Source organism: Desulfurococcus sp., from assembly GCF_038881575.1.
GTDB lineage: Archaea > Thermoproteota > Thermoprotei_A > Sulfolobales > Desulfurococcaceae > Desulfurococcus.
This window is the reverse complement of sequence record NZ_JAVZPN010000007.1, coordinates 56919-67769: the sequence shown is the minus strand read 5'-3', so window position 1 is coordinate 67769 and position 10851 is coordinate 56919. Positions and strand designations below refer to the sequence as shown.

Annotated in this window: 13 protein-coding genes and 1 tRNA gene; 6 read left to right on the top strand and 8 right to left on the bottom strand. The window is 44.4% G+C overall.

Going from position 1 to position 10851, the window contains the following annotated elements; all coding sequences use genetic code 11:
• Window positions 1–450 (bottom strand): Lsm family RNA-binding protein, encoded by a 450-nt coding sequence (locus tag QXV08_RS07595; protein ID WP_342786301.1) that lies wholly within the window; start codon window positions 448–450, stop codon window positions 1–3.
• A gap of 80 nt (window positions 451–530) precedes the next feature.
• Here QXV08_RS07595 and QXV08_RS07590 point away from each other — a divergent pair, with 80 nt between their 5' ends.
• On the top strand, window positions 531–881 hold the full coding sequence (locus QXV08_RS07590) for a DNA-directed RNA polymerase subunit G (RefSeq protein WP_342786302.1): 351 nt from the start codon (window positions 531–533) through the stop codon (window positions 879–881).
• A 22-nt stretch (window positions 882–903) separates the two neighbouring features.
• On the opposite strand, the gene thsB is transcribed toward QXV08_RS07590, so the two are convergent.
• The 3 genes from thsB to QXV08_RS07575 form a co-directional block, all read right to left on the bottom strand.
• Window positions 904–2553 (bottom strand): thermosome subunit beta, encoded by a 1650-nt coding sequence (gene thsB / locus QXV08_RS07585; protein ID WP_342786303.1) that lies wholly within the window; start codon window positions 2551–2553, stop codon window positions 904–906.
• A 169-nt stretch (window positions 2554–2722) separates the two neighbouring features.
• Window positions 2723–2796 (bottom strand) — tRNA-Ile (locus QXV08_RS07580).
• A 43-nt stretch (window positions 2797–2839) separates the two neighbouring features.
• A complete protein-coding gene (locus QXV08_RS07575) occupies window positions 2840–3847 on the bottom strand; it encodes an FAD-dependent oxidoreductase (protein ID WP_342786304.1) in 1008 nt (335 codons plus the stop codon).
• An 83-nt stretch (window positions 3848–3930) separates the two neighbouring features.
• Here QXV08_RS07575 and QXV08_RS07570 point away from each other — a divergent pair, with 83 nt between their 5' ends.
• Window positions 3931–4881, top strand: a complete 951-nt coding sequence (locus QXV08_RS07570; protein ID WP_342786305.1) for an aldo/keto reductase — start codon at window positions 3931–3933, stop codon at window positions 4879–4881.
• A 44-nt stretch (window positions 4882–4925) separates the two neighbouring features.
• Here QXV08_RS07570 and QXV08_RS07565 read toward each other — a convergent pair whose 3' ends face one another.
• The 3 genes from QXV08_RS07565 to QXV08_RS07555 are packed head-to-tail and all read right to left on the bottom strand — an operon-like array spanning window position 4926 to window position 6835.
• A complete protein-coding gene (locus QXV08_RS07565; protein ID WP_342786306.1) occupies window positions 4926–5378 on the bottom strand; it encodes a RecB-family nuclease in 453 nt (150 codons plus the stop codon).
• Window positions 5379–6353, bottom strand: coding sequence for a DNA cytosine methyltransferase (locus QXV08_RS07560; RefSeq protein WP_342786307.1), 975 nt, complete (start codon window positions 6351–6353; stop codon window positions 5379–5381).
• Window positions 6354–6355: 2 nt separating this feature from the next.
• A complete protein-coding gene (locus QXV08_RS07555; RefSeq protein ID WP_342786308.1) occupies window positions 6356–6835 on the bottom strand; it encodes a transcription factor TFIIE in 480 nt (159 codons plus the stop codon).
• A gap of 227 nt (window positions 6836–7062) precedes the next feature.
• Between QXV08_RS07555 and QXV08_RS07550 the strand changes: the two genes are divergently transcribed.
• Window positions 7063–7335: a hypothetical protein gene (locus QXV08_RS07550; protein ID WP_342786309.1), complete on the top strand. Its 273-nt coding sequence runs from the start codon at window positions 7063–7065 to the stop codon at window positions 7333–7335.
• A 71-nt stretch (window positions 7336–7406) separates the two neighbouring features.
• Here QXV08_RS07550 and QXV08_RS07545 read toward each other — a convergent pair whose 3' ends face one another.
• Window positions 7407–8633, bottom strand: coding sequence for a proteasome-activating nucleotidase (locus tag QXV08_RS07545; protein WP_342786310.1), 1227 nt, complete (start codon window positions 8631–8633; stop codon window positions 7407–7409).
• 116 nt (window positions 8634–8749) lie between these two features.
• On the opposite strand from QXV08_RS07545, the gene QXV08_RS07540 reads away from it, so the two are divergent.
• Genes QXV08_RS07540 through QXV08_RS07530 form a run of 3 tightly spaced genes read left to right on the top strand, consistent with a single transcriptional unit; the run spans window position 8750 to window position 10849 of the window.
• Window positions 8750–9241 carry a multiprotein bridging factor aMBF1 gene (locus QXV08_RS07540; RefSeq protein WP_342786311.1) on the top strand — a complete coding sequence of 164 codons (492 nt, stop codon included), beginning with the start codon at window positions 8750–8752 and terminating at the stop codon, window positions 9239–9241.
• A 16-nt stretch (window positions 9242–9257) separates the two neighbouring features.
• Window positions 9258–10313: a GTPase HflX gene (gene hflX / locus QXV08_RS07535; RefSeq protein ID WP_342786312.1), complete on the top strand. Its 1056-nt coding sequence runs from the start codon at window positions 9258–9260 to the stop codon at window positions 10311–10313.
• Window positions 10310–10849 carry a tRNA (cytidine(56)-2'-O)-methyltransferase gene (locus tag QXV08_RS07530; protein WP_342786313.1) on the top strand — a complete coding sequence of 180 codons (540 nt, stop codon included), beginning with the start codon at window positions 10310–10312 and terminating at the stop codon, window positions 10847–10849. The genes hflX and QXV08_RS07530 overlap by 4 nt, the downstream gene beginning before the upstream one ends.
• Window positions 10850–10851 lie beyond the last annotated feature (2 nt).

The window sequence follows — 10851 nt, the reverse complement described above, 5'->3', positions numbered from 1 at the left end:
CTATCCCTGTATCATCTTCCTTCTGTATTCCATGTATTTCTTGTAAATACTGTGAAGCGTCTCAGCTATAGGCCCGGAGCCAAGTACACCGTCCTCGCCAACCCTGTAGCGTCCCTGTACCTCTACTACTCTTGCTTCGGGTATTACTTTAACCATATGTTCTGGGATCTTCATTTCTCTAAGAACCCATTCCTTGAATTCCTCGGGGTTGAATAATGGTTCCTCCATGATAACTATCTCCGAGATTTTCTCACCTTTAATCATGACTCTGGGAACCCTGTTCCCCTTGTCGTCTACAGCGTTTCTCAACAATATGTTTAATCCAGGGTGGTCGAAACCTATTAATATTCCATCATAGTATTTTCCATCGCTTAATATAACACGTATTTTTTTATCTATCATTGAGGCTAACTCGCTGACCAGTCTTCTTGAAGCATCGACAACAGACATTCAGGCTCACCAAAGCTTATTAACATATTACATACCTTAATTACATTTGTCTTAGACAATAAAAACCTGGGTGTTATGCCATGGTGTTTAGTGAGAGTTGTACTGTGAATGAAATACAGCAGTTGAGGGTACCGAGTACATATCGTTTAAAACTAAGCTGTAACACGGTCAGTATGGAGGTCGAGCTCCACGGGGATGTTGTACCTCAACCCAGGATCAGTGCTAGCATCGATGTCGAGATTACACGGGACAAGGAGAAATGCCTCGAGAAATACTTCTGCGCCAACGGATATGTTGTCTCTACTAGTAGAATAGGAGATACTTATAGGACAGTTATATCGCTCCACGGGTTACTAGTGGTTATAAAAAGCCCTAGCCAACTGGATTTAAGGCCTATGGATAAAATCTATTTTGGATTAACGGTTAAGTAGTTTAAATCTTCAAAAATAAATTTTAGTCTTCTTTCTCTTTTTCTTCTTCGCCGGGTTTCTTACCGGTTTCCTCTTTGCCCTTCTCGAGCTTACTGGCCGCTATCACGTCATCTATTCTCAATATTATGGTGGCTGCCTCAGTACCCGCTTTTATCGCGTTAGCCAGTATGCTCACTGGCTCTATGACACCTTTCTCCTTCATGTCTACCAGGTCGCCTGTTGCGAGGTCTATGCTTAAGTATTTACCGTTATCCTTCTCATGGGCAGCTCTAAGCTTCATTATCATGTCTATTGGGTCTAATCCAGCGTTCTCGATCAGTGATACTGTCAGCCCCTCAATGGCTTTCGCAAATGCCTCTATTGCTAACTGTTCCTTACCACCGATCTTCGTTGCAAGTCTTCTTATGTATTTAGCTAGCTCGATCTCTGTTGCTCCACCACCTGGAATAATCTTACCGTCTCTTAATGCGTCCGCTACAGCTGATAACGCGTCTCTCATGCTTCTCTCAGCTTCATCAACCAGCCTCTCTAATCCTCCTCTTATCACTATGCTTACGGATCTCGGGTTCTTGCATCCCTCTATGAATACCATTTTATCCTCTCCAATCTTCCTCTCCTCTACTAGTGCAGCGTATCCGAGGTCCTCTGGTGTCAAGTCCTCTATGTTGCTTACTATTCTGCCGCCTGTAGCCCTCTCGAGTTTCTCGAGGTCGCTCCTCTTAACTCTTCTAACGGCTAGTATCCCCTTCTTAGCTAGGAAGTGCTGGGCAACCTCATCGATGCCTTTCTGACATACAACAACATTGGCGCCGACACTAGCTATCTTGTCAACCATCTTAACCAGTATATCTTCTTCCTGTTGCAAGAATTTCTCTAATTGCTCTGGATCATTTATTCTTATCTCGGCATCTATCTCGGGCTTTTCTATCTCTAATGGGGCATCTAGGAGCACTATCTTAGCGTTCTCAACTCTCCTAGGCATGCCTGGGTGAACAACCTCCTTATCCAACACGATGCCGTAGACAAGCATTGAGTCTAGTAGGGCTCCGCCATACTTCTTTATTATCTGGATGTTATCGAGGTCTACGTAGTACTTGTCCCCTCTCTTCTCAACAACCTGCTTAACTGCTTTAACAGCTATATCGGCGAAGAATTCACGGGCATCATGAACGGCTTTACTTGTGAGCGATGTTCTCGCAACCTTCCTCAGTAATTCTTCGTTGTTTATATCTATTGGTTCAGCTATCTGGTCTAGTACTTTAAGTGCCTCTTCCATAGCTATTCTATAGCCGGAGATTATTACTGTTGGATGAATATTTTTATCGAGTAGTTCTTCAGCGTATCTCAGTAGCTCTCCAGCGAAAATCACTGCACGCTTTGTGCCATCACCTACTTCACTATCCTGGCTCTTAGCTACCTGGACAAGCATCTTTGCAGCTGGATGTTGTATCTCCGCCTTATCGAGAATTGTAGCGCCATCGTTTGTTATGGTTACATCGCCAAGAGCATCGACGAGCATTTTATCCATTCCTTTAGGACCATAGGTCGTCTTAATCATTTCAGCTATAGCTCTAGCGGCTAGAAGATTGGATCTTAGGGCATCCCTGCCCGTTGTACGCTGCGTTCCCTCTTTTAATATTAGTACAGGTATGCCTGTGGGTTCAGCTGTCATAGCAATCACCAGGTGATAAAATCCAATGGTATTTCATGAAAGGACTTCTATATAAACTTTTCTATCATAACTATTTTAAAGATCTCGATGATGGTTGCTCACTGGTGAAACACTGACCCTTATTTAACAATGCTTGAATCCTGTAGGATACAGGTATTTTGTAGCAGGATGGGCCCGCGGGGATTCGAACCCCGGACCACCCGGTTATGAGCCGGGCGCTCTACCAGGCTGAGCTACGGGCCCTCTTTTCAGTATTTTTATTGAAGTTAGATGGGATTTAAATAATTTATCGCGTACTCGATGAACTCTTTAACGCACAAATATATTTGCAGGCGGCGTCAGCAGCAATCGCTCCATCAGCAGCCGCTGTTATTATCTGTTCAAACCTATACTTGTATGGTCCGCCTGCAGCATCACCTGCCACGAATACGCCTGGTAGATTAGTACTCCTATCTATGTTAACCCTTGCTCTCCCTGTCTCATCAGTTTCCAACCCTATTCTCCTGAAGAACTCGACTGGGGGCTCCAACCCTATTTCTATGAAGAGCCCATCGATTTTCAGTATCTCCTCCTTGTTCGACTCCGTGTTCAGTATTCTAACCGCCTCCAAGTGGTCCTTGCCGATGACTTCTTTCACAATGGTGTTTGTTAGGATAGTTATCTTTGGATCAGATCTAGCTGCCTTAACATATACGTTGAACGCGCGGAACTCGCTTCTCCTATGTATGAGGTATACGTGTGAAGCTATCTTGGCTAGATATAGTGCTGACGTGAAAGCAGCATTCCCACCGCCTACTACAGCTACTATTTTATCCTTGAATAAGGGGCCATCGCATGTTGCACAGTATGATACCCCCTTACCGGTTAACTCCTTCTCCCCTGGGACATTAAGCTTTCTTTTCTCGCTTCCCACAGCTATTATAATAGCGTAGCCACATATTGATCCACCGCTTCGCAGCTCTACACACCATGTTTTCTCCTCCGGTTTCTTTACTAGATTGATTACTTCATCTATGACTATGGGGACATCATATTTCTTCACATGTTTAACAAATCTATCAACTAGGTCGTTTCCGGGTGCATCAGGTATTCCAGGGTAGTCGTCTACGAGTGGGGCCTCTGATACAGCGCCACCCACCAACTTAGTGACTATTATCGTCTTAAACCCGTATCTAGCACTATATAGTGCAGCTGTTAAGCCTGCCGGCCCTCCCCCAATAACTATGACATCGTATTTTTCCCCGCTCTTATACATTGTAGTAGTTAACCCGGTTATCCTGAACCTGGAGCTCATAAACGCCACCGTGGATCATTAACGATGTAAAATATTACTTTTATATTTTAGGGAAACCTAATACATTAATGTGGTGACTTGGAATGGAGTATACTACACTGGGTTGGACAGATGAGAAGATCTCGAGGATAGGGCTTGGGACATGGCAGTACAGTGAGACATGGGGTTTGACGGATTATGAGGCGGCTAAGAAGGTGATTGGAAAAGCTATCGAGGTCGGCATAAACTTCTTTGATACGGCAATGGTTTATGGTAGGGGAATGAGTGAGGAATTCCTTGGGAAAGCGTTAAGGGAGCTAGGTGTTAAAAGAGATGAGGTATTTATAGCTACTAAGATACCCGGTGAATTCCTTAATCCAGACGACGTGTTCAAATCTGTCGACAGATCATTGAGGAGGCTCGGGGTTAACTCGATAGATTTGCTCCAACTGCACTGGCCCCCGTGCTGGCACAACTATCCCACTGCATCATATGCACGGGCCCTCGAGAGGCTTATAATACAGGGTAAAATAAGGTATATTGGTGTAAGTAATTACCCAGTTGCCTTAATAGAGGAGCTCAGGTCAGCGCTCTCAATCACGGATATCGTGAGCATGCAGTATAGATTCAACCTAGCTGAGAGATGGGCTGAAGAAGAGTTGATACCATATGCCGAAGCCAATGACCTCACCTTTATACCTTGGAGCCCCCTGGCTAAAGGCGCTCTAACCGGTAAGTACACATTGGAGAATATAGGTTTATTCAAGGATTTAAGGGCTAATGAAGCAGTGTTCCACCCATCTAACTTTGAAAAGCTGATCCCATTAATCAACGCATTGAAGGAGTTGGCTTCAAAGTACGGTAAGACGCCGTCCCAGGTAGCGTTAAACTGGTTAGTGAGGTATAGCCCTGTTATAGTTCCAATACCGGGTGCAAAGACCCCTGAACAGGTTGTGGAGAATGCTGGTGCAGTGGGCTGGGAACTCAGCTTCGAGGACTGGATGAGGCTGTATGATATAGCTAAAAACATTAAGGTAACCTATGTGACTTGGTGAAGGAATTACAACTGAAAGCCCCGCTCTTTAGGGCGAGGAGGAGCTCAGATCGGTGCACCTTGTTTTTTCCTATGTAACTCATATACTAGTATCCCGATTAATGCTGTAACAGGTAGACCTCTGGGAACTTCTCTAAGCCACACCGGGTCAGTGTTTTCCACTTCTTTCCTGCTCGGTTCTTGCTCACCGGAGCTCACTAGTATTGCAGCTCCCTCCTCTAGATCGAGTACTTCAGCTAATGACACCTCTCTTCCGGATTCATTGATGTAAAGTATCTTGTTGCATCCTAGTACATTAGAGAGATCACTTATCTCCGGTAAAACTATGAAGGGTTTGCCTTGTTTAATGGCTATTTTATGGGCCTCGGGTACACCTATCTGGGCAGCCGCTCCAATAGGCTTGATGACCACTGGTACTAGCCCCTTTATAGCGTACACTGTCTTTATGAAGTCCACGAGCTTCTGAATACTTGACGGTGAGTATAAGGCCATATACATTTACGTCACCTCTTCATCCAGCTTCCCGGCGAGATACCATGCTATAGCTTTTGCAAGGGGAGCCGGTACGGCTTCTCCAACCATATTATACTGTTCATCCCTTCCACCTATAAAAACAAATGTATCGGTGAAACCCATCAGCCTGGCTTGCTCTCTAACCGTGAGAAATCTGTCCTTGAATGGATGTATAAACCTTGATGATCCAAGGACTGTTGGAGCTATAGTATTTGGATTCAACTTAACCATGTTTGGAAGGGGTTTTTCCGCACCCTGGTAGTGGATTAATGCCTCCCCCCATCTCAACCGGTGGATTCTCTTAAGCTTCCTCCATGGAGGATCTGGGGGTCTCTCATGATTTGGGAGCGCTTCACCTGGCTCTGGTAGATCGCTCAATGCCTCCTTAACGGTTATCCTTCTCGGGGATTTCCTTGGTGTTATGGGAATATTTGATATGAATACTCTTTTCCTGTGGCTGGGTGTTTCATAGTCCTCGGCTAGTAAGGTGTTAAAGTATATCTTCTCATAGCCTACGCGCTTGAACTCTATTGATAATGCATCACGTAATCCATCCTCAGTTATTGCTGGTACATTCTCCATTACGAATATTTTCGGGCGATAGTACCCGACAATCCTTATAAAGTGTAATGTTAGCTGGCCCATTGGATCACTGTATAAGCGGTCTAATGGATCCTTTCTCCTCATAGGATTAGCACCTGTGAATGGCTCGCAGGGCGGGCTACCTATGATTACATCGATTTCATCGGGTTTCACTATACCAGTTAATAACTCCTTGTCTAACTCCTTGACATCCTCGTTAACCACTAGTGCATGAGGGAAATTGGTTTTATAGGTTAAGGCAGCTGGTTTGAAATTGTCAATGGCGAGCAGGGATTTGAATCTACCTGTGAGATGGAATCCTAGTGAGAAGCCGCCTGCACCAGAGAATATATCTATATATTTATAAATAGGCTTCACTTCTAAACCCGTTCAAGCCTCTTAATTAAGTTATCTACTTTACTGATCAACTCCTTTAAGACTTCCACCGTCTTAGACCTATCGGCTTCAACCAATACCTCACCATCCACAGGGCATACATAATCGTTAGCGTATGATTCGTCAAGCGTGTATCTTCTACCGCACCGTGGACACTCGTAGAGAATGTTTTCCTGCTCAAAATTCAATCGTAGCACTAGTTTTTCACGTGTTTTACGGAGTCTCTGGAGTAGGAGGTTTTTAAGAGCTGGTGGATTGAGTCTCCATATGTGGAGAACCCCCTCTTGTGTTCTGAGCTTGCCTGGAATAACGATGTTTTCCTCCGACATCTTTTGGAGTATTTTCCTGCCTTCATTAGACTTTATCCCCGTGTCACGGGTGAGGAGCTCCTCTGCAACATATCCATGCTCTATTATATGCATTAGTAATTTATACCCGGGATCCCCATAGATTCCCTTAATCAACTCCTTTACTACGCTGAAGACTTCTTCATCAACCTTATTAACCGCCCTCTCTTCCTCGGTTTTAACAGTCTTACTCAGTTTTCTTCACCATCCCTTGCTTTGTCATGCTCCTATATTATATTTCCATTTAAGGGGCTTATATTCTGATTTAAACCAGCGGAACCCTGTATATATCTTCTATTTTTAAAGCTGTAATAGGCTTGAAGTAATAATTAGGTGAGAGCGGCTTGTGGACACTTATATTAAGGATTGAAAGCAAGGGATGTGCTAGTTGCGTTGCAACAGCTCTTACACACCTCTTCAAGATAAAGGGTGTCTCAGGTGTCAAGGTGCGTGGAAGAGAGATACTCGTCCTTCTAAATGATAAAAACCTCGTGGATAACGTGTTGAATAACCCATCTCTGAAAGAGTACTATGTTATTAAGGAATGGAGTATCGTTGAAGGGAATATCTTAAATAATCAGTTAAGGTTCGCCCTTCAATTAAATACAGAGGTTTAAAGAAGAACTTGGATTAAAAGTTGGTTGTAAAAGTAAATGGGTTTATATGGTTGCTAATATTCATGGTTAATCTATTGGAAGATAAGTGGGGCCTCCTTATCTTCCTTATCCTTAGCGTATTCTTCTATCCCTCGTAGCTTCTTCTTGCTCCTTACTTTTTCTATGGCCTTTAGGAAGTCGTTCATTGTGACTTGTCTACGGTTATCTCTGATCGCATTGTAGCCGGCTTCTGTTACCACGGCTTTTATCTCCGCCCCGGTGAATCCATTGGTCATCCTGGCTAATTCCTGGAAGTCAATATTCTCGGCTAGCTTCATCCTTCTTGTATGTATCCTGAATATCTCTATCCTGCCGTTGAAGTCTGGTAATGGGACCTCTATTATCCTATCCAGCCTTCCGGGTCTCAGTATAGCTGGATCCAGTATATCTATCCTGTTCGTGGCTGCAATTATTTTGACTCTGTCAAGAGGTCTGAAGCCATCTATTTCAGCCAGTAACTGCATTAGTGTTCTCTGTACTTCTCTTTCACCACTTGTCCCTATATCTATTCTCTTGGCTGCTATAGCGTCCAGTTCATCGATGAATACTATTGAGGGGGCCTTCTTTCTCGCTAGTTCGAAGAGCTCCCTAACTATCCTAGCTCCCTCGCCTATGAATTTTTGGACGAGCTCGCTGCCCACTATAGCTATGAATGTAGCATTTGATTCTGCTGCAACGGCTTTAGCCAGCATTGTCTTACCGCATCCAGGTGGCCCATACAATAGGACTCCTTTAGGCGGCTCTATCCCTATCTCCCCGAATAACTCAGGGTTTTTCAATGGTAGCTCTACTACCTCTCTTAATTCCCGTATCTGCTCTGAGAGCCCGCCTATATCCTCGTATCTCACACTCGGCTTCTCGATTACCTCCATTAATTGCACATATGTATCCGTGTATGAGGGCAGTACTTCAACGATTGCTGAGCCACGTTGATTAAGGGCTACTCTTACACCAGGCTTAATCAGGTTCTTGTCGATGTTGTCGGCTATCGCCACTACTAGGTTGGGTCCAGTTGTACTTTTAACTACGGCTCTTCCATCACCTAGAACGTATTCTATCACTCCTTCTATCAGGGGAGGAGATATAAGTTTCTCGAGCTCGGATTTATAGTAGTTCACCTTCATTAAGAGCTTCTCACGCTCCATCTCGAGGAGCCTTATCTTGGACTCAAGGTATTTAATATAGTCTTCATCACTAACTATCGCGTCAAGTTTTTTAATAATGTTATCCTGGTTATCCTTACCCATATCGCTGCTCATGGCTTCGAACCCTTCATATAATGCCATCATGAAACAAATTTAAATCGTAGAGCATTAATGCGATGATTTAATGAATTATAATCCTAGTATAGTGTTAAAGAAGATGGGTGACGATGATGTCTTGCTACTGTGAGATATGTGGAAAAGAAGTAGAGAAGAACCAGTGTAGGAAAATAGTTATTGAAGGCAGTATTCTTAATGTATGTCCCCAGTGCTATAACAGGTTGATCACGCAGGGCAAGGCTAGACCCTATGTTGAGGAGAAAAAGGAGCGTCAGCCAGCCCCTAGGCAGGTGGCTAAACCCGTCAAACCAAGAGTAAGGGAGGAGTATGAAGTAGTCGAGGACTATGCTAGGAGGGTCAAGGAGGCCAGGGAGAGGCTTGGGTGGACGCAGCAGGTTCTTGCTCAAAAAGTAAAGGAGAGCGAGAACATTATTAAGAGGATTGAATCCGGTAGGCTGAAGCCTGGCATAGATCTAGCTAGGAGACTGGAGAAGGTGCTCGGTATAAAACTACTTGAGCCGGTGGTCGAGGAAGACATGTCGTCGAATCATGGGAGTAGCGAGGACTTGACAATAGGCGATCTCATCAGGTTTAAACGGGAGTAGGGGTGTCCGGGAAGTATTGAGGGTTATCGTGGTAGTACCGAGGAAATATTGGGTTTTCCTCGAGGAGGAACTGGGACTAGTTAAAACCATTTACAGTGATATAGTAGACGTGTTGAAGACGAAGGGCTCTCCATCGGGAACATACCTACCGAGGGAGAAGATCGAGTTTTTGCGCGGCAGCGACTTTGATAAGTTAATAGTAATGGATAGGCTTAAACCAGTACAGATAGTTAACCTGGTTAAAGAATTAAGGAGGGATGTGATCGACAGGGTTATGTTGATCCTCGAGATATTCGCTGAACACGCTGGCTCGAAGGAAGCCAAGATGCAGATAGAGCTCGCTAGGCTGAAGTACTATATTCCACTAGTCAAGGAAGCTATAAGATATGCTAAGATAGGCGAGCTACACGGCTTCCTCGGTGCTGGTAGATACGAGTATGAGAAATACTATCTAATGCTTAAGAAGAAGGAGGCCAGGGTGAGAAGGGAGTTAGAGGAGCTTAGGAGAATACGTGGAATAAGGAGAATGCAGAGGCTTAAAGCTGGATTTCCCCATGTCGCGATAGCAGGGTATACATGTGCAGGCAAAACAACCCTATTCAATGCGATCACAGGGTTGAGCATGCCGGTTGGACCGGAACCCTTTACAACGCTCTCCCCTAAATCTCGTAGGATAGTTTATAGGGATGCATCATTCATCCTAACCGATACCGTTGGCTTCATAAGAGATCTACCGCCTGAGGTTATTGAAGCATTTTACGCTACACTTGAGGAGATCACTACAGCTGATGTCATAGTGAATGTTGTGGATGCTTCCAAGCCGGTTGAGAGGATAAGAATAGAGCTTGAGACAACTAGGGAGATATTCAGCAGGATCGGGGTTCATAGTAAACCCATGGTAGTGGCATTGAATAAGATAGACCTGGTGGATGACTATGCTAGTATCGCAAGTGAGGTCGAGGTACTACTGGCTAGTAATGAGACCCTTGTACCCGTTTCCTCGGTTAAGAGAATTAATATCGATAGGTTGATGGATACAGTATACATGTTAGTTAAGGGTGGCTACCAGTGAAGATATATGTGTTAAGGTATGGTCATAGGCCGGGTAGGGATAAACGGGTCACTACGCATGTAGCTCTTGTATCAAGGGCTTTTGGAGCCAACGGATTCATACTTAGTGATGTCGTCGACGAGTCTATACGTAGAACCCTTGAGAAAGTAGTGGATTTGTGGGGTGGGAGAATACATTTCGAGATGGGGGTCGACTCCTATAAGTATTGCCTTGAGTGGAAGAGAAATGGCGGGCTGGTGGTTCATTTAACAATGTATGGACTACACGTTGATGATGTGATCGATGAGATAAGGAATACTGGTAGAGATATACTTATAGTAGTGGGATCGAGGAAAGTACCCGGGTTCTTCTACGAGGTTGCAGACTATAATGTAGCTATAGGACACCAACCCCACTCGGAGGTAGCTGCCTTAGCCATCTTTCTAGATAGATTATTCATGGGGAGAGAGTTATCCCTTAAATTCCCCGATGCAAAGCTCGAGATAATTCCTTCCCCACGTGGTAAAAAAGTTAGAAGGATTGCTCGGGGTGAATAATT